This window comes from Bradyrhizobium sp. USDA 4369, assembly GCF_054056435.1.
Window position 1 is genome coordinate 4,466,129 of sequence record NZ_JBSRYH010000001.1, and the last position, 23,775, is coordinate 4,489,903.

At 65.2% G+C, this 23,775-nt stretch carries 19 protein-coding genes; 9 read left to right on the forward strand and 10 right to left on the reverse strand.

The features are described from left to right. The first annotated feature begins 70 nt into the window (after positions 1–70). Entirely contained in the window at positions 71–2,221 is a 2,151-nt protein-coding gene (gene ligA, locus ACVIJ6_RS20040) for an NAD-dependent DNA ligase LigA (RefSeq protein WP_456774092.1), read from the forward strand. Positions 2,222–2,463: 242 nt separating this feature from the next. Here the strand turns inward: ligA and ACVIJ6_RS20045 are convergent, their stop codons facing one another. From ACVIJ6_RS20045 to ACVIJ6_RS20055, 3 genes are all read right to left on the reverse strand, one after another. Continuing rightward, on the reverse strand, positions 2,464–3,741 hold the full coding sequence (locus ACVIJ6_RS20045; protein ID WP_456774093.1) for a multidrug effflux MFS transporter: 1,278 nt from the start codon (positions 3,739–3,741) through the stop codon (positions 2,464–2,466). Between the two features lie 190 nt (positions 3,742–3,931). Then, the gene (locus ACVIJ6_RS20050) at positions 3,932–5,755 is read right to left on the reverse strand and encodes an aminopeptidase P family protein (protein ID WP_456774094.1); all 1,824 of its coding nucleotides are present in this window, start codon (positions 5,753–5,755) and stop codon (positions 3,932–3,934) included. A 507-nt stretch (positions 5,756–6,262) separates the two neighbouring features. Further along, positions 6,263–7,159, reverse strand: a complete 897-nt coding sequence (locus tag ACVIJ6_RS20055; protein ID WP_456774095.1) for a 50S ribosomal protein L11 methyltransferase — start codon at positions 7,157–7,159, stop codon at positions 6,263–6,265. 264 nt (positions 7,160–7,423) lie between these two features. Here ACVIJ6_RS20055 and ACVIJ6_RS20060 point away from each other — a divergent pair, with 264 nt between their 5' ends. Then, a complete protein-coding gene (locus ACVIJ6_RS20060) occupies positions 7,424–7,588 on the forward strand; it encodes a Flp family type IVb pilin (RefSeq protein ID WP_041750952.1) in 165 nt (54 codons plus the stop codon). Between the two features lie 194 nt (positions 7,589–7,782). Here ACVIJ6_RS20060 and ACVIJ6_RS20065 read toward each other — a convergent pair whose 3' ends face one another. Further along, a complete protein-coding gene (locus ACVIJ6_RS20065; RefSeq protein WP_456774096.1) occupies positions 7,783–9,384 on the reverse strand; it encodes a phytoene desaturase family protein in 1,602 nt (533 codons plus the stop codon). 204 nt (positions 9,385–9,588) lie between these two features. On the opposite strand from ACVIJ6_RS20065, the gene ACVIJ6_RS20070 reads away from it, so the two are divergent. The 4 genes from ACVIJ6_RS20070 to ACVIJ6_RS20085 all read left to right on the forward strand — a co-directional run bounded on the left by ACVIJ6_RS20070 (position 9,589) and on the right by ACVIJ6_RS20085 (position 15,875). Beyond that, positions 9,589–11,868 (forward strand): spermidine synthase, encoded by a 2,280-nt coding sequence (locus tag ACVIJ6_RS20070; RefSeq protein ID WP_456774097.1) that lies wholly within the window; start codon positions 9,589–9,591, stop codon positions 11,866–11,868. A gap of 500 nt (positions 11,869–12,368) precedes the next feature. Then, positions 12,369–13,322: a sugar-binding protein gene (locus tag ACVIJ6_RS20075; RefSeq protein WP_012046029.1), complete on the forward strand. Its 954-nt coding sequence runs from the start codon at positions 12,369–12,371 to the stop codon at positions 13,320–13,322. Between the two features lie 13 nt (positions 13,323–13,335). After that, positions 13,336–14,838 (forward strand): sugar ABC transporter ATP-binding protein, encoded by a 1,503-nt coding sequence (locus ACVIJ6_RS20080; RefSeq protein ID WP_456774098.1) that lies wholly within the window; start codon positions 13,336–13,338, stop codon positions 14,836–14,838. An 11-nt stretch (positions 14,839–14,849) separates the two neighbouring features. Next, positions 14,850–15,875 carry an ABC transporter permease gene (locus ACVIJ6_RS20085; protein WP_456774099.1) on the forward strand — a complete coding sequence of 342 codons (1,026 nt, stop codon included), beginning with the start codon at positions 14,850–14,852 and terminating at the stop codon, positions 15,873–15,875. A 79-nt stretch (positions 15,876–15,954) separates the two neighbouring features. Here ACVIJ6_RS20085 and ACVIJ6_RS20090 read toward each other — a convergent pair whose 3' ends face one another. Then, the gene (locus ACVIJ6_RS20090; protein ID WP_456774100.1) at positions 15,955–16,749 is read right to left on the reverse strand and encodes a L,D-transpeptidase; all 795 of its coding nucleotides are present in this window, start codon (positions 16,747–16,749) and stop codon (positions 15,955–15,957) included. A 309-nt stretch (positions 16,750–17,058) separates the two neighbouring features. On the opposite strand from ACVIJ6_RS20090, the gene ACVIJ6_RS20095 reads away from it, so the two are divergent. After that, positions 17,059–17,409, forward strand: coding sequence for a hypothetical protein (locus ACVIJ6_RS20095; RefSeq protein ID WP_012046025.1), 351 nt, complete (start codon positions 17,059–17,061; stop codon positions 17,407–17,409). A 26-nt stretch (positions 17,410–17,435) separates the two neighbouring features. Here the strand turns inward: ACVIJ6_RS20095 and ACVIJ6_RS20100 are convergent, their stop codons facing one another. Then, positions 17,436–18,197, reverse strand: coding sequence for an ABC transporter permease (locus tag ACVIJ6_RS20100; protein WP_456774101.1), 762 nt, complete (start codon positions 18,195–18,197; stop codon positions 17,436–17,438). Beyond that, positions 18,194–19,114, reverse strand: a complete 921-nt coding sequence (locus ACVIJ6_RS20105; protein WP_456774102.1) for an ABC transporter ATP-binding protein — start codon at positions 19,112–19,114, stop codon at positions 18,194–18,196. Before ACVIJ6_RS20105 ends, ACVIJ6_RS20100 begins: the two co-directional genes overlap by 4 nt. A gap of 274 nt (positions 19,115–19,388) precedes the next feature. Here ACVIJ6_RS20105 and ACVIJ6_RS20110 point away from each other — a divergent pair, with 274 nt between their 5' ends. Both ACVIJ6_RS20110 and ACVIJ6_RS20115 read left to right on the forward strand, forming a co-directional pair. Next, the gene (locus ACVIJ6_RS20110; RefSeq protein ID WP_456774103.1) at positions 19,389–20,135 is read left to right on the forward strand and encodes a hypothetical protein; all 747 of its coding nucleotides are present in this window, start codon (positions 19,389–19,391) and stop codon (positions 20,133–20,135) included. Between the two features lie 116 nt (positions 20,136–20,251). Beyond that, the gene (locus ACVIJ6_RS20115; RefSeq protein ID WP_456774104.1) at positions 20,252–21,286 is read left to right on the forward strand and encodes a LysM peptidoglycan-binding domain-containing protein; all 1,035 of its coding nucleotides are present in this window, start codon (positions 20,252–20,254) and stop codon (positions 21,284–21,286) included. 31 nt (positions 21,287–21,317) lie between these two features. Here ACVIJ6_RS20115 and ACVIJ6_RS20120 read toward each other — a convergent pair whose 3' ends face one another. Genes ACVIJ6_RS20120 through ACVIJ6_RS20130 form a run of 3 tightly spaced genes read right to left on the reverse strand, consistent with a single transcriptional unit; the run spans position 21,318 to position 23,559 of the window. Next, positions 21,318–21,941 (reverse strand): methyltransferase family protein, encoded by a 624-nt coding sequence (locus ACVIJ6_RS20120; protein ID WP_456774105.1) that lies wholly within the window; start codon positions 21,939–21,941, stop codon positions 21,318–21,320. 41 nt (positions 21,942–21,982) lie between these two features. Further along, positions 21,983–23,008: an NAD-dependent epimerase/dehydratase family protein gene (locus ACVIJ6_RS20125; protein WP_456774106.1), complete on the reverse strand. Its 1,026-nt coding sequence runs from the start codon at positions 23,006–23,008 to the stop codon at positions 21,983–21,985. After that, positions 23,008–23,559, reverse strand: a complete 552-nt coding sequence (locus ACVIJ6_RS20130) for an Mpo1 family 2-hydroxy fatty acid dioxygenase (RefSeq protein WP_456774107.1) — start codon at positions 23,557–23,559, stop codon at positions 23,008–23,010. The genes ACVIJ6_RS20125 and ACVIJ6_RS20130 overlap by 1 nt, the downstream gene beginning before the upstream one ends. Between the last annotated feature and the right edge of the window lie 216 nt (positions 23,560–23,775).

A 23,775-nucleotide genomic window follows, 5' to 3' on the forward strand; every position in this document is an offset into this window, starting at 1 on the left:
ACCGTCATGCCCGGGCGCCCCTCAGCATCAAGCTTGGCCCCGCCCGCAATGACCCAGCATAGTGCGCAGCATGCCGAAGACAGCAAAACCGAAGCAGCCCGTGGACGTCGCGGAACTCACCAAGGCGCAGGCCAAGGTGGAATGGAAACGGCTCGCTTTGGAGCTCGAGACCCATGATCGGCTCTATTACCAGGAGGACGCGCCCAAGATCTCGGACGCCGAATATGACGAGCTGCGCCGTCGCTTCAACGCCATCGAGACACGCTTTCCGGAGCTCGTGAGCAGCGAATCTCCGTCGCAGAAGGTTGGCGCCACGCCCTCGGGCCGCTTCAAGAAGGTCCGGCATGCGGTGCCGATGCTGTCGCTCGACAACGCCTTCGCCGATGAGGATGTGCGCGACTTCGTCGGCCGGATCGCGCGGTTCCTGAAGCTTGCCGATGATCGCATCGATTTCTCGGCCGAGCCGAAGATCGACGGCCTGTCGATGTCGCTGCGCTATGAGGGCGGCGAACTGGTCACCGCAGCGACCCGCGGCGACGGCGCGGAGGGGGAGGACGTCACCGCCAACATCCGTACGCTCAAGGACGTTCCGCAGAAGCTGCATGGCCGCAACTGGCCTGATGTCTGCGAGGTCCGCGGCGAGGTCTACATGACCAAGCAGGCCTTCCTCGCGCTCAATGAGCGCCAGAAGGAGGCCGGCGACACCATCTTCGCCAATCCGCGCAACTCCGCCGCCGGCTCGCTGCGCCAGAAGGACCCGACCATCACCGCCTCGCGGCCGCTCGGCTTCTTTGCCTATGCCTGGGGCGAGATCAGCGGCACGCCGCCGGCCGAGACGCAGACCGGCATGATCAAATGGTTCGAGCAGTGCGGCTTCACCACCAATCCGCTGACCAGGCTGTGCCACTCGGTCGAGGAACTCATCGCGTTTCACCGCTCGATCGAGGAGCAGCGCGCCGAGCTCGACTACGACATCGACGGCGTCGTCTACAAGGTCGACCGCATCGACTGGCAGGAGCGGCTCGGTTTCGTGTCGCGCACGCCGCGCTGGGCCATCGCGCATAAATTCCCGGCCGAGCGCGCCATGACGGTGCTCAAGGACATCGAGATCCAGGTCGGCCGGACCGGTTCGCTCACGCCGGTCGGCAAGCTGGAGCCGGTGGGAGTCGGCGGCGTCATCGTGCAGAACGTCACCTTGCACAACGAGGACTACATCAAGGGCATCGGCAACAAGGGCGAGGTGCTGCGCGAGGGGCGGGACATCCGGATCGGCGACACCGTCGTGATCCAGCGCGCCGGCGACGTCATTCCGCAGGTGGTGGACGTGGTCATCGACAAGCGCCCCGCCGAAGCAAAGCCATTTCATCTGCCTAAGACGTGCCCCTGTCCCTTGCACACCGACGTCGTCCGCGAGGAGACGGCTACCGGCGAGGAGGGCTCGCGCGCGCGCTGCACCGGTGAGTTCGCCTGCCCGTACCAGAAGATCGAGCACCTGAAGCTGTTCGCGTCGCGCCGCGCGTTCGATATCGATGGGCTCGGCGAGAAGCAGATCGCGTTTTTCTTCGAGCAAGGCTGGGTCAAGGAGCCCGCCGACATCTTCACCCTGCAGAAGCGCAACGCCAGCCTGAAGCTGGAGGAGATCGAGGGCTATGGCGAGACCTCGGTGCGCAACCTGTTCAACGCCATCGACGCGCGGCGCGAGATCGCGCTGGAGCGGTTCATCTATGCGCTCGGCATGCGCCATGTCGGCGAGACCACGGCACTGGCGCTGGCGCGCGGCTATGGCTCATGGGACGCCTTTCACGAGGCCTGCCTGAAGGTGGCCGCGGGCGATGAGGAGGCGATCGCCGAGATGGACGCGCTCGATCAGATCGGTGACACCGTGATCAAGAGCGTCACGGCCTACTTCGCCGAGGACCATAATCGCGGCATCGTCGAGCGGCTGACGCAGGAGGTGAAGATCCTCGATGCGGAGAGGCCGAAGCGCCATTCGCCGATCGCGACCAAAACGGTGGTGTTCACGGGCACGCTGGAAAAGATGACGCGCGACGAGGCCAAGGCCACCGCCGAGCGGCTCGGCGCCAAAGTGTCGGGCTCGGTCTCGAAGAAGACCGACTACGTCGTCGCCGGCCCCGGCGCGGGCTCCAAGCTGAAGGATGCGCAGAAGCATGGCGTGCAGGTGCTGACCGAGGACGAGTGGCTGCAGCTGATCGCGGAATAACCGATCGGCGATCAGAGCTACGATAGACACTGGTTGCGACACCCACCGCTGTCATCATCCGCGAAAGCGGATGATCCAGTACTCCAGAGGCGGTCGTTCTCGGCCCGATGGGCCTCGGAGTACTGGATGCCCCGCCTGCGCGGGGCATGACACCGATTTCTTGTCGCCCTGCGCGGGCCACCTCGCCAGCACGGCATTGGATCGAGCGCGCATCGCCATGGTTCGCTACCCTGAGGCCGCCGTCACATCACCCCGGCCTCATCCTCCTCGGCCCGTTCGATCAACTCCCTCGTCACCGTGACACTCGTGCGCGGCACCAGGAAGATCATGCTGCAGGCGCAGGCCAGGGAGAGCGCCAGGATCGCCGATGTCAGCGGCAGCGTGGTCGCGTAATGTCCGCCGAGATAGGCGCCGAGCTGCGACGTCAGCGCGCCCATGCCCATCTGCAGGAAGCCCATCGCTCCCGAGGCGGTGCCGGCGGCACCGGGGCGAACGCTGAGCGCGCCCGCGGCTGAGTTCGCCATGACCGCGGCATTGGCGAACATCAGCAGCATCTGGGTCCCGAACAAGACCGACGGCACCTGATTGAATCCGAACAGGCTCCACGTGAAGTTCAGCGCGGCGCCGGTGAGCTGCAGCCCCAGTCCGAACCAGATCAGCCGGTCGAGGGAATGGCGCGGCGCGTAGCGTACGCAGAACAGGTTGCCGACGAAATACGCAAAGCCCGTGGTCGCAAACCACGCGCCATATTCCGCCGAGGAGCGGCCCATCTGCACCTCGACGATATAGGGCCCGCCGCCGGCGAAGGCGAAGATGATCTGCGACGCCAGCACCTGGCACAGCGCGTAGCCGAGGAAGGCGCGGCTCTTGACGAGGGCCGCGACATCGCGCCGGAAGCTCGCCCCTTCGACGCGGGTCGGGCGTGTTTCCGGCAGTGCCATCGTCACGGCGATGGCGACGGCAACCGAGACGGCGGCGACGACGTAGAAGATCGCATGCCAGCCGAACGCGATCTCGATCAGGCCGCCGGTGAGCGGCGACAGCATCTGCGCGATCATCATGACCGCGACGACGAGGCTGATCATCGCCCCGATCCGCTCACGTGGATAGAGATCGCGGATGATGGCGCGGCTGATCACCATGCCGCTGGCGCCGCCGAGCGCCTGGAAGAAGCGGGCCGCGATCAGCTGGGGCAGGGTGGCGGCGAAGATGCAGCCGAAGCTCGCAACGATCGACAATGCCAGCCCCGCCAGCATCACCGGCCGCCGGCCGAACCGGTCCGACAGCGGACCGAGCAGCAATTGCGAGATCGCGATGCCGATCATGTAGAACGACACGGTCATCTGGACCACGGAGGCATCGCGCCCGAACGTGGTCGCCAGCAGCGGCAGTGCCGGGACCAGCAGATAAAGCGAGATCGGCGCCAGCCCGGTCATCACGACCAGCAGGATCAGCACCGCGCGCGAGGGAGCCGCCTGGATGGTCGCGGTCCGGGGCGGTCTGCTGATCATTCCATGCATCGAACGCGTCGCTCAGGTCATGTCGAACGCGTCCGAATGTAGCGAGCTTCCGTGCCGCGGAAATGCTTGTTTCCGCATGCGGCCATGTCCGCAGCGGCGGCCGTTCCGCAGTGGGCCGCTGGATGGGGCAGACGCTGCCGCGGACGACGGCATGCCGTCTGCCGGATGTGCAGCGTCTTGCTGCGGAGTATTAGAGCGGGGCGGTTGCCTGATCGAGCCAGTGCTGGTCGGCTTCGTCGAGCGCCGGACGGACGGTCTCCCTGACCCTTGCATGATAGGCATCGAGCCATCCGCGCTCCTCGGCGCTCAGCATGGCCACGTCGATCAGGCGGCGGTCGATCGGCGCCAGCGTGAGCGCCTCGAAGCCGTTCATCGTCTTCTCCGCGCCTGCGATCTCCTTTTCCACTACGAGCTCGAGATTCTCGATGCGGATGCCGAACGCGTCGGTCTTGTAGTAGCCGGGTTCGTTCGACAGGATCATGCCGCGCTTCAGCGGCGTGGTGCCGAGCTTGGAGATCCGCGCCGGCCCCTCATGCACCGAGAGATAGCTGCCGACGCCGTGGCCGGTGCCGTGCTCGAAATCGATGCCGGCCTGCCACAGGAACTGCCGCGCCAGCGTGTCCAGCTGGGCGCCTGTGGTGCCGTCGGGGAAGATCGCGCGCGCGATGGCGAGATGCCCGCGCAGCACGCGGGTGAAGCGGTCGCGCATCTCACCGGTCGGCGTGCCCACGGCGATCGTCCGCGTGACATCGGTGGTGCCGTCTTGATATTGCGCACCGGAATCGATCAGCAGCAGATCGCCGGGCACAATGCGCCGGTTGCTCTTGCGGGTGACGCGGTAATGGACGATCGCGCCGTTGGGGCCGGTGCCCGAAATGGTCGGGAACGACACGTCCTTGAGCGCAGCGGTGTCGCGGCGGAAGCTTTCCAGGGCTTCCACCGCATCGATCTCGGTCAGCGCGCCCTTCGGGGCTTCGCGATCGATGAAGGCGAGAAAGCGCGCCAATGCGACCGCGTCGCGCTGATGGGCGCGGCGTGTGCCTTCGATCTCGACCTGGTTCTTGGCCGCCTTGAGCAGGCTGACGGGATCGGCGCCGCGCACCGGCTTGCCGCCCGCGTCCTGGATCAAGCGGGTCAGGGCGTCGGCCGCCGTGGCGCTATCGAGTGCGATGGCTGCGCCCGACTGGGCCAAGCGGCCCAGGCTTGCCGTCAGCGCATCCGGCTCGGCCACGTCGGCGTTCCGTTCGAGGTGATCGCGCGTGACGTTCGAGAGCTTGCGGTGATCGATGAAGATGGTCGGCCGCCCGCTCTTCGGCACCACCGCATAGGACAGCGGCAATGGCGTGTGCGAGACGTCGCTGCCGCGAATGTTGAAGGTCCAGGCGACGTTGTGGGAGTCGGATAGCACCAGCGCCTCGACACCGAGACGACTGATCTCCTCGCGGATCCGGCCAAGCTTGTCCGCTTCGCTTTCGCCCGCCAATTCCGCGCCATGGACGGACACGGGACCGAGCGGCGGCAACGGGCGCTCGGTCCAGATGCTGTCGATCGGATTCCCTTCGACGGCGACCAGCTCGGCCCCGACCTTGGCGCAGGCCGCGGCGAAGCGCTCGGCCGCCGCGGTCGTATGCAGCCAGGGATCGAAGCCCACGCGGTCACCGCTCTGCAGATGACGGGTCAGCCAGCTCTCCGGCGGCGGCTCGATGAGTGATTCCACCGTCCAGGCCTTGCCGTCGACCTGCTTGCCGGCCTGCAGCGTGTAGCGGCCATCCACGAACAAGGCGGCCGCCTGCGGCAGCACGATTGCGAGGCCGGCCGAGCCGGTGAAGCCGGTGAGCCAAGCCAGCCGCTCCTCGGATGGCGGCACATATTCGTTCTGCTGCTGGTCGGCGCGCGGCACGATGAAGCCGGTGAGCTTGCGCCGTGCAAGTTCCTCGCGCAGCGCCGCGAGGCGGGCCGTCAAGGCGACGCCGGCTTCGGGATCTTCGAATGTCTGAAAGTGAGCTTCGAACATCGTTCTCATACTTTAGGAGAGGGTCTCTTCAGCCGCAGACTATCCTCCGCGCAACAGTGCAGTGCACGAAGAATCTCCTTGCATTCGCCTGTGCAAAAAGATTTGCTGTCGCATGTCGGTCATCCGAAAGAGATGCGACGAGGAAACGTTTGGATGGCGACCACGATCGTCAAGATCACCCACGGTCGCATAATCCGGGGAGTGCCTCAACTCAACGCCGAGGGGACGCACAATGCCTGCATTTACCTTCGAAAAACTGTCAGCTCCGGCCTCGCATGGTCCGGCGCCTGCAGTCGCCGAGAAACCGCGCAGCAGACTTGCTGGCCTGGTCAATCGTCTTGTCGAACCCCGTATCCGCCGTCCATCGGGCGGCCAGCCCGAATCCAGCGATTCACGCGCGAAGCCGCAGAAATGACGCCGGGGCTGATCCATTGATGGACCTCGCCGATCCCTAGGCATCGCTCAGCCTGGCCCAGTTCAGTCTGACTTCACTCAGTCCAACCTAGATCAGTCCGACTTGCGCAACAGCAGGCTGCTCCAGCCCTCGATGCGCAGATGCCGGACCGGCACCAAACCGCGGGCGCGATAGGCTGCGATAACGCTGCGGGCCTGGGTGGTCAGCAATCCAGACAGAATCACATCGGCCGAACGCGCCAAATGGCGTTGCATCGGACTTGCCAGCTGCCGCAGCGGATTGGCGAGGATGTTGGCCAGCACGAGGTCGAAGGGGCTGGCCTTGGCAAAGTCTTCCGCGGCAAAGCCGGTCGCCCTGATCACGCGAACCTGCGGCCCGACGCCATTGAGCCGGGCATTCTCCCGAGCCACCGCCACCGAAGGCGGATCGATGTCGCTGGCGAGAACGGGGCGATGTTGCGCCTTGGCGGCGGCAATCGCCAGCACGCCGGTTCCCGTGCCCAGATCGAGCACCCGCCGCGGCATGCGGGATTTCAAGATGTGGTCCAGCAGCAGCAGGCAGCCACGCGTGGTGCCGTGATGGCCGGTCCCGAAGGCGAGCGCCGCCTCGATTTCGATCCCCAATTTGTTGGCCGGGACGCGGTTCCGGTCGTGGCTGCCGTGGACCACGAAGCGTCCAGCGGGCACCGGCACAAGGTCGTCCAGGCTTGCTTTGACCCAGTCCTTGGCCTCGACGACAGCGAAATTGAGGGTTTGGACCACTTGTGGACCGGCGGCCCCGCCGATCAGCTCACGGATCAGGTCCTGATCCGGCGGATCGGCGAAATGAACGGTCACATCCCACAGCAGGTCGGGCCGCTCGAAAGCAGCAACCGCCGCATCGCCCTCGAAGAACACCTCCGTCAGGACATCCACAGCCTGGCGGGCGGTGGCTTCGTCTGCAACGGTGAAACTGGCCTTATGGGTTGCCGGCGTGGCTGTCGAGGTCATCACGGATCCTGGGAACATTCGACGGCGTGGTTAAGCGATTTCCCTGTCAACGCAAGCGAGACGATCCAGCGGAGGGCAAAAATCCTGCAACTATCGATTGTGCGCGGATGCTGAACCGCTTCCCGTAAAAGTCTCGCAGCAATTGCTTCAAAACCGCCCGGAACTTGAACCAGGCGTATTAGACCAGCCTTAGCTTCTGCACCGTAATGTTCCCGTCATGGGAACCACGCGATCCTCGGTTCCCGGGCTGGAAACGAGGTACAGATGACAAATTTCCTTTTGAAGTTCCTGCGCGACGAATCCGGTGCCACGGCCATCGAGTATGGCTTGATTGCAGCCGGCATTTCCCTGGCGATCATTGCGGCCGTGAATGGCCTGGGCACGTCGCTGAGCAGCAAGTTCGAGTCGATCAACAGCTCTCTGAAGTGATCTGCTCCTTGATGGCGTTCTCGAGAACCGGGCCTTGAGCCCGGTTTTTCATTGCGGGGAGCGATCTCCACCATTGATCCAAGGGGTGTCTACCGGGTTGTCCACCGGCTTGCCCAGCACTTGTCCCGGCGTCGTCAACAGCTCGGTCCACCGTTGACCCACAGACCTTTCCACTCCTGTTCCACGACTTGTCCTCAGCCGAACAGCGCCCGATGGTCGGCCAGAATGGCCTGCGCAGCATTGCGGCCAGGGGCGCCGGTGACGCCGCCGCCAGGATGGCTGCCGGCCCCGCAGTGATAGAGACCCTTGAGCGGTGAGCGGTAGTCGGCGTGCCCCAGCATCGGCCGGGCGGAGAACAACTGGTTGAGGGTCAGCGCGCCATGGAAGATGTCGCCGCCCAGCAGCCCGAACTGTCGCTCGAGGTCGAGCGGGGACAGCACCTGGCGTCCGATCACGCTGGCGGCGAAACCGGGGGCGTAGCGGTCGACGGTCGCGATCATGAGATCGGCCACCTCGTCCCGGTGATCGTCCCAGGAGCGGCCATCGGGCAGCTCCGGCGCGACATGCTGGCAGAACAGGCTGGCGACGTGCTGACCGGGCGGGGCCAGCGTCGCATCGAGCGTTGACGGGATCAGCAGTTCGACGACCGGATCGCGGCTCCAGCCGAGCTTTCTCGCATCGAGATAGGCCTGCTCCATGTATCCCAGGCTCGGCGCCAGGATGATGCCAGCCGACAGATGATCACCTTCGCCGGGCAGCGCGCTGAAAGAGGGCAGGCGGCTGAGCGCCACGTTCATGCGGAACGTCCCGGAGCCGTTGCGCCAGTTCCGGATCCGGCCCAGGAACGGTGCCGGCAGGGCGTCCGCCGGGATCAGCCGGGTGTAGAGCAGCTTCGGATTGACGTTGGCGGCGACATAGCGGGAGCGGATCGTGCGGCCATCCTCCAGCGCGACGCCGCTGGCCCGGCCCCGCTCGACGATCACCTCGCGCACGGGCGCGTCGACCTCGATCAGCGTCCCCAGCTCCTTCAGGGCACGGGACATGGCCTGCGTGATCGCGCCCATGCCGCCGATGGCGTGACCCCATACGCCCTTCTTGCCGTTCACCTCGCCGAACGCGTGATGCAGCATCACATAGGCTGAGCCGGCCGCGTAGGGGCTGGCATAATTGCCAACGATGGCGTCGAAGCCGAACAAGGCCTTCACGAGATCCGTCTCGAAAATGTCGTCGAGCATCTCGCCGGCGGAGCGCGTGAACAGATCGAGCAGGTCGCGCTGCTGCTCGAGCGACAGCGCGCGCAACGCGTTGGCCGTGCCGAGGGCGTTGACGGCCTCGCGGATGGCGGCGAGCCCGAACTGCGGCACGAGATTCGGCGGCGCCCGCAGCACCAGGCTGCGCAGGACGTCGGCGATCGCTTCCAGCCGCGCCGAGAACGGACCGATCGCGTCGGCGTCGCGCCGGCTGAGCCGCGCGACGGACGCCTGGGTGCGGCCTTCTCCGGTCAGCAGGAAGCGTCCGTCGGGTGCGGGCAGGAAGTTCTGCGCGCGACGCTCGACGATCTCCAGCCCGTGCTCGTGCAGTCTGAGTTCGGAGATCACGCGCGGATTGAGCAGGCTGACGGTGTAGGAGGCGACGGAGTTGCGGAAGCCGGGATGAAACTCCTCCGTGACCGCAGCGCCGCCGACCACCTTGCGGCGTTCCACCACATGCACGCGCAAGCCCGCCATTGCGAGATAGGCGGCACAGGTCAGGCCATTATGGCCGGCGCCGATGATGATCACGTCGGTTTCGTTCATGTTCGCTTCAAAAAGCCCTGATTAATGACCAACACGGATCGGCTGCGGGGAACTCTTCCTCCGGATCGTGCTGTCGCCCCGGATCGGCGCGCCGTCAAGGGAAAGTGCCGCTCCTCGCCATACCGCCCTGCGATCCGCTATGTGTCGTCTGCACGTGGCGGTGCATCCCCATCCAAGGCCGGCCGAGCCGCTGCTGGAGTTGCCATGACCTCAATCGCCTCGCCTGCCGTCGCCGAACCGTCTGCTGCGCGCAACCGGCTGGTTCTCGTCATCTATACCGCCGCGATCTTCGTCAGCGCGCTGCTGTTGTTCTCGGTGCAGCCGTTGTTCACCAAGATGGTGCTGCCGCGGCTCGGTGGCTCGCCGGCGGTGTGGTCGGTGGCGATGGTGTTCTTCCAGGCCCTGCTGCTGGCCGGCTACGCCTACGCGCATTTTCTCACGCAGCTGCGCAGCCGGGTGCTGCCGATCGCCATTCATCTGCTGCTGCTCGGCTTTGCGCTGCTGACCCTGCCGCTGTCGATTTCCAGCCATTGGGGTGATCCGCCAACCTCCGGCTATGCGCTCTGGCTGCTCGGATTGTTCACGGTGTCGATCGGCCTGCCGTTCTTCGCGCTCGCCGCCAACAATCCCCTGCTGCAGGCCTGGTTCGTGCGGACCGGACACCCCGCGGCTCCCGATCCCTATTTTCTCTATGCGTCGTCGAATATCGGCAGCTTCCTGGCGCTCCTGTCCTATCCGTTGCTGATCGAGCCGATCTTCAGCCTGCGCATGCAGAACATGATCTGGACCGGCGGCTATGCCGCGCTGATCGCGCTGATCGCCGGCTGCGGCGTGTTGCTGCTGCGCGCGCCGGTCGCGGTGATGGCCCTGCTGCCCAGCGTGGACGGCGACGCTCCCGCGCCGAGCTGGCTGTTGCGCGCGCGCTGGATCTTCCTGGCCGCAGTGCCCTCGGGCCTGCTGATCGCGGTCACGGCGCATATCTCGACGGATGTGGCCGCCGCGCCATTGCTCTGGGTGCTGCCGCTCTCGCTCTATCTGCTCACATGGGTGCTGGTGTTTCAATCGCGCCCGCTGCTGCCGCACAAATGGATGCTGGCCTTGCAGCCGCTCGCGATCGCCGGCGTCGTCATGCTGCTCGCCTTCGGCGGCGAGCAGAACCTCGCGCTCACGCTCGGTGGGCATCAGCTGTGCTTCTTCGTCATCGCGATGGCCTGCCATGGCGAGCTGGCCCGCACGCGTCCGGCCGCGAAATACCTCACCGGCTTCTATGTCGCGCTGTCGTTCGGCGGCATGGTCGGCGGCCTCTTCGCCGGATTGATCGCGCCCTTCACTTTCTCCTGGGTCACCGAATATCCGATCCTGCTGGCGCTCGCCGCGCTGTGCCGGCCCGGCGAGAAAGCCGAACGGCTGCCGCGGATCACGCGCTGGTACTGGATCGCGCTGGCGATCATCGCCGTCGCGCTGCTGGTGCCGGCCGGTCTGACCGGCAAGGTCACGACCTATCTCGAAGATCACCGCGTCTATGTCGCGGGTGCGGTGGGCGTGCTGGCAGCGCTGATCGCGCTGCTGCTGGATGCCGGCCGTTGGAAGGTGTTCGCAACGGCTGCGCTCGCGCTGGTCCTGATCCGCGCCTATCCGGCCGACGATGGCCGCGTCGAAACCGTGCGCAGCTTCTTCGGCGTGCACAAGATCGTGGTGACCTCGGACGGGCATTATCACGTGCTGATGCACGGCACGACCATCCACGGCGCGCAGAAATATCTCAACGCCGATGGCTCCAAGGTAACCGGGCGCCCCGAGCCGATCACCTATTATCACAAGGATGGCGGCATCGGGCGCGCCATCACGGCGATCCGCGAGCGCAAGGGCGCGCCGCTCAAGGTGGCCGTGATCGGCGTCGGCAGCGGCACGCTCACCTGCGCCGCCGAGCCCGGCGAGAGCTGGAAGTATTTCGAGATCGACCAGACCATGGTCGATACGGCCAGCGATCCGAAATATTTCAGCTACATCAAAGCTTGCGCGCCCGACTTCAAGCCCGTCATCGGCGATGCCAGGCTGACCTTTGCCAAGGAGCCGGATGGCGTCTATGACCTTATCATCGTCGATGCCTACTCGTCGGATGCGATCCCGATCCACCTTGCCACAGAAGAGGCGATGGCCATCTACAAGGCTAAGCTGGCGCCGCAGGGGGCCGTGGTGATGCACGTCTCCAACCGCCATCTGGAGCTTGAGAGCGTCGTGGTCGGCATCGCCGACGCCAACGACATGAAGAGCTGGGTCTACAACGAGGACTCCGGCCGCGACGACGAGTACATCTTCTCGACGGATGTCGTGGTCAGCGCGCGCGAGGAGGCTGATGTCGGCAAGCTCGCCGCATCGGACAAATGGACCGAAACCGAGCCGACCGATGGCGAGCGCGTCTGGACCGACGACTATTCGAACATTCTCGGCGCGGTGTATCGACGACTGCGCGACGGCGAATAGCGGCGCGGGGAACCCCGGTCGCTTCGCATGGGCCGGCGCCGCAGCGCATGCGCCTGCCTCCGGCCGTGCCGTAAAATCAGAGGTGCGTGCCTCGCCGTGACCGCCTGCTCGGTCGCAGCGCCGTGAGCGGCGGGGGCATGGCTACGCCGGCTGAGGCGTGCCGCACCGCAAAATGCAGGATGGGTGTTTCGTCGCGGCGATGAGTTGCGAGCCCGCGAAGACCATGCTACCTTGAGGTGCGTGCCTCAATCTGATCCCGTGTTGAGGTCTTCTTGTCGGGCGCCAGCGCGGCACGCGGGCATTGAAGCTCGGTTTATATCTCCATGACGACGGCCGGCCTGACGACGCTTTGCAGAGCGGACCGATGGCTCGCCTTGTTCAGATCAGATCGACCGGGACGTGCCGTGAGTCCAGGCGGAGCCTTCGCCCGGGCGGAGGACGTCGTGAGTGCAAAAATGCCGGCCGCATCAAGCAGGCCGGCTTCACATGGGAGGGGTTCGATGAAGCGTCTTTGGATGGCCGGCGCGTCTGCGGTGTTGGCGATGGTGCTCGGCGTGGGCTCGGCGGGAGCCGCCGATAAGAAGGTACTGGCCTTCGTCGTCAACGGCGCGTCCGATTTCTGGAAGATTGCCGAGGCCGGCGTGAAGAAGGCGCAAGGCGAGTTGCCCGACTACAGCCTGCAGCTCAAATATCCGGAGCAGGCGGCCGCCGCCGTGCAACAGCGGATGCTGGATGACCTCGTCGCGGCCGGCGCGGCCGGCATCATGGTGAGCGCCGTCGATCCGAAGAACCAGACCGAGCACCTCAACAAGGTTGCCGCACAGACGGTGCTGTTCACCACCGACAGTGACGCTCCGCAATCCAAGCGCATCGCCTATATCGGCTCCTCCAACACCGAGCTCGGCAAGGATGCCGGCAAGCTGATGCTCAAGGCGCTGCCGAACGGCGGCAAATGCGTCGGCTTCGTCGGCCTGCTCGGCGCCGACAATGCCCGCGAGCGCATCGAGGGCGTCAAGGAGACCATCAAGGGCTCGAAGGTGGAACTGGTCGACGTGCGTGGCGACGAGATCGATCAGACCCGCGCCAAGCGCAATGTCGAGGACATTCTCGCAGCCATGCCCGACGTCAGCTGCCTGGTCGGCTTCTATTCCTATAACACGCCGCGCATCTACGAGGTGCTGAAGGAGGCCGGCAAGCTCGGCAAGATCAAGATCATCGGCTTCGACGAGGATCCGATCACGCTCGGCGGCGTCAAGGACGGCGCCATCGAGGGCACCGTCGTGCAGCAGCCGTTCGAGTGGGGCTATCAGGGCATGAAGCTGATGGCGAAGGTCGTCCAAGGGGACAAATCGGGCGTTCCGGCCAACGGCATCATCATCGTTCCCGGCAAGGTCATCGAGAAGTCCAACGTCGACGACTTCATGGCGCAGATGAAGCAGATGCTGAAAAAGTAGTGCGACGGCCGGCGTGGGCGAACCCTTCCTCGAGCTGATCGACATCGGCAAGACCTATCCTGGCGTGGTCGCGCTCGACCACGTCAGCCTGTCGGTCGCTCCCGGCGAGGTGGTCGCGTTGCTCGGCGAGAACGGCGCCGGCAAGTCGACGCTGATGCGCGTGCTCGGCGGTGTTGTCGCGCCGAGCAGTGGCACCATCCGGATCGATGGCGTCGCACGTACGAGCTACAGCGTGGCGGATGCGATCGCGGCCGGCATCGCGTTCGTTCATCAGGAGCTGAACCTGTTCGACAATCTCGACGTCGCCGGCAACGTCTTCATCGGTCGCGAGCCGGTCCATGGCGGACCGCTGAAGCTGATTGATCGCAAGACCCTGCGTGCCAAAGTGCGTCCGCTGATCGATCGCCTCGGTGCGGATTTCGCGCCTGACACACCGCTCGCCGAATTGTCTCTGGCGCAGCGCCAGCTGGTGGAGATCATCAAGGCGCTGTCGCTCGACGCGCGCTGCGTCATCATGGACGAGCCGACCTCGAGCCTCACTCTGTCGGAGACGGAACGGCTGATGCAGGTGATCGCCAGTCTTAAGGCCGACGGCGTCAGCGTCATCTTCATCACCCATCGTTTGAACGAGGTGATGCAATGTGCTGACCATGCGATCGTGCTGCGGGACGGCCGCATGGTCGGCGCGCTCGCGCGTGAGGAACTCAATCCAGCGGCCATGATCCGGTTGATGATCGGCCGGGACCTGAGATCTCTCTACGTGCCCCCGGCCGCGCCGCCGGGCGAGACCATCCTCGACGTTGCCGATGCCGTCACCTCGACCTATCCCCACCGGTCCGTCAGCCTGCAACTCCGTCGCGGCGAGATATTGGGGCTCGCCGGGCTCGTCGGCGCGGGACGCACCGAGCTGGCGCGCGCCATTTTCGGCGTCGATCCCTTGCTGGCGGGTGGGATCAGCGTCGAGGGGGAGCCGATCCGCATCGCTTCGCCGCGTGCGGCGATCGATCGCGGCATCTATCTCATTCCGGAAGACCGCAAGGCTTGCGGCCTGCTGCTCGAATTGTCGATGGCGCAGAACGTCTCGCTGCCGGACCTCGCCTCCTATTCGAGCTTCGGCCTGGTCGACACGGTTCGCGAGACCGCCAATGCCGACCATCAGCGCGAGCGCCTCAAGATCCGCGCGGCCGATGTCAAAGCGCCGGTCGGTACATTGTCCGGCGGCAACCAGCAGAAGGTCGTGCTCGCCAAATGGCTGTCGATGCGGCCGAAGGTCTTGATCTTCGACGAGCCGACGCGCGGCATCGACGTCGGCGCCAAGCAGGAAATCTACGACATGCTGCGGCGGCTGTCCGATGCCGGCGTGGCGATCCTGATGATCTCCAGCGACATGGAAGAGGTGATCGGGGTCAGCGACCGGATCGCCGTGATGCATGAAGGCCGCATCTCCGGCTTCCTGGCGCGCAGCGAGTTCAGCGAGCACAATGTGCTGCAGCTCGCCGTCGGCCATACCGTCTGAACGAGGCGCCCGTGCACAAGAAAGATCTCAGCCTGCTCATCCTGATCCTGGTGGTCGGCACGGTCGTGGCGGTCATCAATCCGCGCTTTCTCCTGGTCGGCAACCTCTCCAACACCGCCAACCAGGTCGGGATGTTCGGCATCTTCTCGATCGCGGAGGCTTTCGTGATCATCGTCGGCGGCATCGAGCTGGCCGTGGGGTCGGTGATCGCGCTGCTCGGTGTGCTGTTCATCGACCTGATCGTGAACCGCGATGTGAACTGGATGGTGGCCTTCGCCCTGATCATCGCCGGCGGCATCGCGATCGGGATCATGCACGGCACCCTCACCACCAAGATGCGCATTCAGCCCTTCGTGGTGACGCTGTGCGGGCTGCTGATCTATCGCGGCGCCGCGCGCTATTACACCGAGGATTCGACCGCCGGCTTCGGCTATGGTGCAAGCTTCCCGACATTGGAATGGCTCACCGCCGGACGGACCAATGTGCTTGGCTTTCCGTTGCCGCACAGCGTCGTCGCGCTGGCGATCGTGGCCGGTATCGCCTGGCTGGTGCTGCACCGTTCGGTCTATGGCCGCTATTTCTATGCGGTCGGCAAGAACGAGGAGGCGGCGCGCTATTCCGGCATCCGGTCCGACCGGGTCGTGATCTCAGCCTATGTGATCTGCGGCGGACTGACCGCGCTGGCGGCCGTGCTGATCGCGATGTACACCCGCTCGATCTCGCCGGCCGTGCACGGCTCGTTCTATGAGCTCTACGCCATCGCGGCCGCCGTGCTCGGCGGCTGCTCGCTGCGCGGTGGCGAGGGCTCGATCATCGGCGTGGTGCTCGGGACGATCCTGCTGCAGGTGCTGCAGAACCTGGTCAACCTGCTGGGGATTCCGAGCTCGCTGAATTTCGCCGTGATGGGGACGGTCATCCTGATCGGCGTGCTGGCCGATCAGTATTTCGTCCAGCGCCGGCAACGCAGTGCGACGGCCCGGGGACAGGTCGGCGCCGAGCGGAGCCCGGCGCCGCTGGAGCGCGTCGGCGCGGAATGAAGGACGTCAAAACCGCATCACCAGGCGAGCTCGGCTGCGCCGGGAGATTCGGATGACGGGCGATGCGGATGATCCGGCGTCAATCCTGATAGGTGTAATAGCCGCGCGGCTGATAATAGGACCGCGGCTGATAATAGCGCGGCTGCGCGTAGCTCGGATTGCTGTTGTCGTAAGAATACGACGGGTCCTGCTGCGACGGATAGGCCTGCGCGTCGTAGACGCGGCGGCTGGTGCCGCGCGGGGCCGGATAGCGAACGCCATTGTCGCTGCCGTCGGCCGGATAGATGTAGCCGTCGTCCGGGCGCTGCTGTGGCGCGATCGGCCGTCCCGGCAGCAGCTGCGGCTGCGGCGTCAGCACAACCGGCTCGCCATTGTCGTCATATTGCTGCGGCACCTCGCGGCGGGCCACGGCGGTGCCGCGACGCGGATTGCGCGCCAGTGCCACCTCGGCCGATCCGGTCAGCGTCACCGTGGTGTTGAGCACGCCGTCCTTCTGCACGAGATCATAGAGCGTGGTGGCGTTCGCCTTGGACAGGCGCACACAGCCGTGGGATGCGGGCGTGCCGAGCCGGCCTTCCGAATCGGTGCCGTGAATGGCGTGGCCGACCTTCGTGAAGAAGATCGAATGCGGCATCGGCGCGTCGTCGAATTCCTTGGAAAAATGGTCCGCTTCCATGCGGAAGGCCCGGAATGTGCCGTTCGGCGTCTCGCGCGAGGGAATGCCGGTCGAGACCGGCCAGCGATAGCGCTCAACGCCGTCAACCGCGACCGTCATGATCTGGTTGTTCTTGTCGACGGTAATATCGATCTTGGCCAGCGCCGGCGTGGCCGACAGAAGAGCGAAGCCGGCAATCGCAAAAAGAGTGGTACGCATCGAACCTCTGGCCTCCAGGCCGTAGACTGTCATTCGCGCCGCAGCTCCCCAGCCGGCAGCCTGCACTATGTCGCAAGACACGCATTTGTTCCAGCCGGTGCCCGGCTCAACCTTAATTGCAGAGGCGGCACAGGCAAGCCGACGGGCCGGGCGCGATGGTGACAATTGCGCGATTGTCCGAAGGCCTTTTGGCCCGACGGCACGTCGTTGTTTAGGAAAGCTCTAAATCGGCCGAATTCGTGCGGGCGCCGCAACCTTTTGGCCGCATCTGCGTTTCAAAGATCTCTGATGCAGATACCGGGACTGAAAATGCTCACGATGAAGGCCAGGACCGCGGTCCTCGACGACCGCGCGCCGCAGCGGCTGACCTATCTGCTGGCCGCGCTCGCCTTGATCGTGCTGGCGCTGGCCTGGTTCGCGCTGCCGCAATCGGCCCATGCTCAGGGCATCGTCCGCGGCGCCCGGGAGGGCGCCCATGAGGGCAATCGGATCGGCGGCCCGGTTGGCGGTGTCGTCGGCGGCGCGGTCGGCGCCGGTGTCGGCGGGGCGGTCGGAGCGGTCGAGGGGGCCCTGGGCATCCCGCATCGTTCTTATTACCACCGGCATTACCATTGCCGCGGCTATCGCGACGGCTACGGCCGCTTCCACTGTTATCGCTGAACTGGTCTGCCGAGAGCGGCGCCGGCTCAATGCTTGAGCCGGTAACCGGTCTTGAAGATCCACCAGATGATCGACATGCAGATCACAAGGAAGCACAGCGTCATGGCGACGCTGATCTCCACCCTGACATCGGCGATCTCGTAGAAGCTCCAGCGAAAGCCGGAGATCAGGTAGACCACCGGATTGAGCAGCGCGATCGAGTGCCAGGTCGGCGGCAGCATGTTGACCGAGTAGAAGCTGCCGCCCAGAAAGGTCAGCGGCGTCACCACCAGCATCGGGATCATCTGCAGCTTCTCGAAGCCATCGGCCCAGATGCCGATGATGAAGCCGAACAGGCTGAAGGTGATGGCGGTCAGCACCAGGAAGGTCAGCATCCAGACCGGGTGCTGGATGTGCAACGGCACGAACAACCCGGCCGTGGCGAGGATGATCAGCCCGAGAACGATCGATTTGGTCGCGGCTGCGCCGACATAGCCGAGCACGATCTCGAAATGCGAGATCGGCGCCGACAGGATCTCGTAGATCGTGCCGATGAATTTCGGGAAGTAGATCCCGAACGAGGCGTTGGCGATGCTCTGGGTCAATACCGACAGCATCACCAGGCCCGGAACGATGAACGTGCCGTAGCTGACGCCCTGGACCTCGCTGATCCGCGAGCCGATCGCGGCGCCGAACACCACGAAATACAGCGAGGTGGACACCACCGGCGACACGATGCTCTGCAGGATCGTGCGCCAGGTGCGCGCCATCTCGAATTTGTAGATTGCGCCGACTGCCCGCAGGTTCATTGCCGCACCAGGCTCACGAAGATGTCCTCCAGGGACGATTGCTTGGTTTCGAGGTCGACGAAGCGAATGCCGGCGGTCCTGAGATCGCCGAGCAGGCTGGTGATGCCGGTGCGGTCGCCCTTGGTGTCGTAATCATAAGCGAGCCGCCAGCCGTCCTCCGACAGGGTCAGATGATAGGGCGCGAGCGCCTCCGGAATGGCATCGATGCGCTGCTGCAGGTGCAGGCTCAGCCGCTTGCGGCCGAGCTTCTGCATCAGCTTGGCCTTGTCCTCGACCAGCACAATCTCGCCCTTGTTGATGACGCCGACCCGGTCGGCCATCTCCTCGGCTTCCTCGATGTAATGCGTGGTCAGGATGATCGTGACGCCGGCAGCCTTGAGCTCACGCACGACGTCCCACATGCCTTTGCGCAGCTCGACGTCGACGCCTGCGGTCGGCTCGTCCAGGAACAGCACCTGCGGCTCGTGCGACAGCGCCTTCGCGATCATCACGCGCCGTTTCATCCCGCCGGACAGCGTGATGATCTTGGCATCCTTCTTGTCCCACAGTGAGAGATCCTTGAGGATCTTCTCGATCAAGGCCGGGTTCTTCGGCTTGCCGAACAGGCCGCGGCTGAAGCTCACCGTCGCCCAGACGCTCTCGAACGAATCGGTGTGCAGCTCCTGCGGAACCAGCCCGATCAAGGCCCGCGCGGCGCGATAATCGGCATTGATGTCGTGACCGCCGACGGCGACTTGGCCGGACGACGCATTGACGATGCCGCAGATGATGCTGATCAGGGTGGTCTTGCCGGCGCCATTCGGGCCGAGCAGCGCAAAGATCTCGCCGCGCGCGATCTCGAGATTGACGTTGTTCAGCGAGGTGAAGCCCGACGCATAGGTCTTCGACAGGCCGGAAACGGATATGACGGGAGCCATTCGACGGATTTCGATGTGATTCGGAATTTGCGCGGTCGAGCATCCGCGACGGCGGGCGGAAAGTTCAGATAAGAACGGTGATGTTGTCGCGCAATCGCGGCCGTCGCCGTTATCATGTTGCTTGCAGGGCTTTTCTGTGACTGTGTAAGGCAAGTGTTGCCGCGCGGCCACGTCAGGGCGATGAACGCCGGCGGCGATGTCCGACGATGTTGCGTCTGCGAGCGTGTCGGGTACGGTCGCGCCGTCTCGATGTTTCCGCCTTGGAGAAGGACCGATGACGCCACGTCCCAGCACCAATCGATCGACCACGTCGCGGAGCCTCCAGCCGCGCAGTCTCCCGGGGCGCTGGTTCGGCATGGTCGCACTGGCGATCGCGTTGGCGCTGCCGCTCGGCGCCGGTTCCGTGCATGCGGCCCCGAGCCCGGTCGCCGCGCCGGCCGCAAGCACGACGCATGTCTATCTGCTGCGTGGCGTGCTGAATATCTTCTCGCTCGGTCTCGACGATATCGCAGCCAGGCTCGACGCGCAGGGCATTCCGAACACGGTCGCCAATTTCGTGTCGTGGTCCTCGCTGGCCGATGAGGCGGCGGCGGCCTATCGGGCCGGCCGCATCAAGACCATCATCCTGGTCGGCCATTCCTCCGGCGCGACGGCGCTGCCGGACATGATCAACAAGCTCGGCCAGCTCGGCGTGCCGGTGAAGCTCGCGATCGGCCTGGACTCGGTGTTCAAGACCAAGCTCGTCGGCGGCAATGCCGAGCGCTACATCAATTTCTACATTGCCAGCGGCGCCGGCGAGCCGGTCCGCCGCGACGACGGTTTCCGCGGCAAGCTCGAAAATGTCGACGTGCAGTCGGTTCCCGGCGTCGGTCACATCACGATCGAGAAGAACCGGATCATGCAGCAGAAGGTGCTGGGCGCGATTGATTCCGTGGTGTTCGGCGGCAAGGGCCGTCCGGCACCGCCGTCGAACCGGATGGCTGGCCCGCAGCGCGCCGCCAGCGCCACCGGCTACCGTTAATCCCCTGGCGGGCGCCGCCCGGCGCCCCAAAATGCTCCCATTCGGCGACGACAAGCGGTATGGCAGGGGGGCATGACCCTGCTTGATCTCAGCTTTGAGCTTTCCCGGGAGCGCGAATGACCGGCGTGGCGCGAATCACGAGGGGCTGGCTCGACGCCGCCGAAACTGCAGCCGGACGACGTTGGCCCGCGCTGCTGGTCCTGGGTTTCGCCGTTGCCGCGATGCCACAGGCCGCGATCGCCGGTGCTGCTTCGGCCACCGCGCCCAGCAAAACCGCCAAGGCGACGACATCGCCGACCCAAGCCGCCATCCGCCCCGGGGCGGAGCTGCCGCCCCAGCCAATCCAGCAGCTGCCGCCGCCGAGGGTCTATCTGTTCCGCGGCGCGCTCGGCCCGCTGTTCTCGACCGGCATGGACCGCCTCGCCGAGAAGATCGAGAAGGCCGGGTTCTTGGCCAGCGTCTATGAGTTCACCTTGTGCGACCTGATCGCGCTGCAGGTGGCGAAGAATTACCGCCAGGACCAGGCGCCGATCGTGTTGATCGGCCATTCGATGGGCGGGCTGTGCAGCGTCCGCATCGCGATCACGCTGCAGGAGCAGAACATCCCGGTCAGCTTGGTCGTCACTGTCGATCCGGCGCATGCCACCAAGAGCGTGCCGCCCAACGTGCAGCGCTTCATCAACCTGTTCCTGTCGGACAACATCCTGGGCGGGGGCGACGTCAAGCCGGAGCCCGGCTTCCGCGGCCATTACGCCAGCTTCGACATGAAGGACCATGACGAGGTCACGCATATCAACATCGACAAGATGGAGGATGTGCATGCGCAACTGGTCACGATGATCAGCCAGCTGTCGCAGACCTCGGCGACCGCCGACGCCGATCCGGTGCCGCTGCGCTATTTGGTGCCGCCGAAGACATCGGTGGAATTGTGGGACAGCGGCGTCGCGCTGCCGGTCCGTCCGGGCGAGACCATCGATCAGATCGCGGCCAATTATCGCGTTCCCTTATGGGCGCTGCAGCAGTCCAATCGCGGGCTCGCCACCACGCCTCTGATTCCCGGCCAGCGCATCATCCTGCCGCGGCACTTGCTTCCGCAAGCGGCGAACCAGCCGGCGGCGGCGGCATCCCCGGAAGCGCCAGTCCGGCGCTGAGCCGCGAGATGCCCGGCGCTGAGCCGCCAGATCAACCTGGCGGCAGGAAGGGGATGATCATCGGCACCCGCTGGCGGTAGGTGACGTACTCCGGTCCGAGCTCCTGGGCGAGGAAGACCTCTTCCATCTTGGCCTTCCAGGCCATGCCGAGCGAGATCAGGACGGCGCCGAGCACGGCGGTGACAGTGCCCACCGCTATGCCGGTCGCGATCATCCCGAGGATCAGGCCCGTATAGATCGGGTGGCGGACCAGGCCATAAGGGCCGGTATCGATCACCTTGTGACCTTCCTTGTGGGTGATCGCGTTCGACCAGAACCGGCCGAGATGGATGCGGGCCCACCAGGTGAAGGCGATGCCGGCGAGCGTCACCACGGTCAGCACATAGACTCCGGTCTCGCCAGGGTTCCAGAACGGCTTCTCGCCGAGGATCCGTGACGTCCAGGGCGTGAACAGGATGCCGCCGAGCACGATCAGCGCATGATAGCGGCTAGTCTTGATCACCGTGACATGCTTGCGGGTCTGCCCGGACCAGAACGATGCGCCGACCCAGCTGGCGAGCCAGATCAGCCAGATGATGGCCAGAAGCGAGGTGGGCCAGGTGGTGGTCCAGCCGCTGAAGGCAAACGACGAGATGGGGCTGGCATCGCCGGACATGTTTGGAAACCGCTATGTGACGTGGGACCGGCCGCTCTTAGCTACTCGGCCGCCGTGCGAAAAGGGTGTTGTTTCTCGTCGAGCCGCTTGCCCGGCTCGGAATCGAGCAAAAAGGCGATCGTCTCGCGCAAAGTGGGCTCGATCGGGCGGGGCGCGTAGCCGAGCTCGCGCTTGGCCCGGTCGATCGACAGGTCGGAGGCCGACCGCGCAATCCGCACGCCTTCGGCGGTGCCGGAGGGAGTCTGCTTGGTGAGGTGATCGGAGACGAATTCGAGCAGTCCGGCCGACAGCTCGGCCAGCCGGCCCGGGACTGAGATGGCGACGTGCTTGCGGCCGCTGATCGCAGCCATCAATTCCAGAATCCGGCTGAGCCGCAGGCTCTCGCCACCGAACACATAGCGGCCGCCGACCTTGCCGCGCTCCATGGCGAGGATCAGGCCAGCGGCAACGTCCCGCACATCGACCAGGTTGACGATGAAATCGAGGTAGAGCTGAACCCGGCTGTCCAGGAAATGGCGCAGCATCGCCGATGGTGGCGTCAGGTTGCTGTCGTGCGGGCCGATCGGCATCGTCGGCGTGCCGACCACCACCGGGAAGCCCTCGGCGGCGGCGGCCATGGCCCGCGCCTCGGCAAGCGCCTTGGAGCGGGTATAGGCCCCTGGCATGGCCTCGGCCGGCGGTGCCGTCTCGGCCGCCGCAGCTCCCATTGAACCCGGATAGTCGAACAGAATCGATTCGGTCGAGCAGTGCAGGAACCGGCGGATGCGGCTGGCGCGCGCTGCCGCCAGAACGGTTTCCGTGCCGACGCAGTTGACGCGGTAGAAATCCTCGCGGTCCGGCATCCACATGCCCGGCAGCCCGGCCAGATGGTAGACTTGGTCGACGCCGGCGACCGCGTTGCGCACGAGGCCGGCATCGAGCACCGAGCCCTCAACATACTCCACCTCGTCGATCATGTGGGTCGGGCAGCGGATGTCGAGCACACGGACCTCGGTGCCCCGCGCTGCCAGCGCAGAGACAAGGTGGTGTCCGATAAAACCGCTGCCGCCGGTGACGAGGACTTTCATTACGGACGCGAGTGCTGATCGCCTTGGAGAGGGTCCGAGCCGAGCCGATCCGACGACCAGTTGGGCGCGACGAGGTCGGCCACCGAAGGCCGGAATCCCAGCGCCATGTACAGTTTCGCCATCACGAACATCGGTCCGAGAAAGAGATGCGCCGGGTGATCCAGCAACGATGGGTTGTTGCGCTCGAACAGCCGGTGGCCCACGGCCTGCGACACGAGGCCAAGGATCACCAGCGCGGCAAACAGGGCCCACAGGGCCGGTCCATGGACGTGATCGGCAATCATCATGGCCACAGAAAGGAACAAGACGGCAAAAGCGAGAATGCCGGCGCCGAGTGCGGCATCGAGCAGCAGCCAATACAGCAGGACGGGCAGGGCCAGCACCGCACCCAGGCTGATCCGGATCCCGAACGCGTCGAAATGCCACAAGCTCAGGGGCAGCACCGCCCCAAGGAACAGCAGGACGATCCCCAACACATGCATCAACCCGTTGCGCGGATCGCGATGGTATTCGACATAGTCGACCATCTGACGTCGGAACATGGCGTTCATGGGCTCACTCGCTCGTCAATGAGACCGACCACCGCTCAATCGACGGCCGCAAAGATCGGGCTATACCATCAAGCGGCACCATCGACAAACCGGCAATCGACATCCCGGCGTGTCCGCGCCGCGGCTCGAACGCAAGCATCTGAGAACAGGTTCCATTCGCGCCATGACGCCGATGATTTGACGCGGTACCCTGAGAGGAAGTCGTGGCAGGAGCGC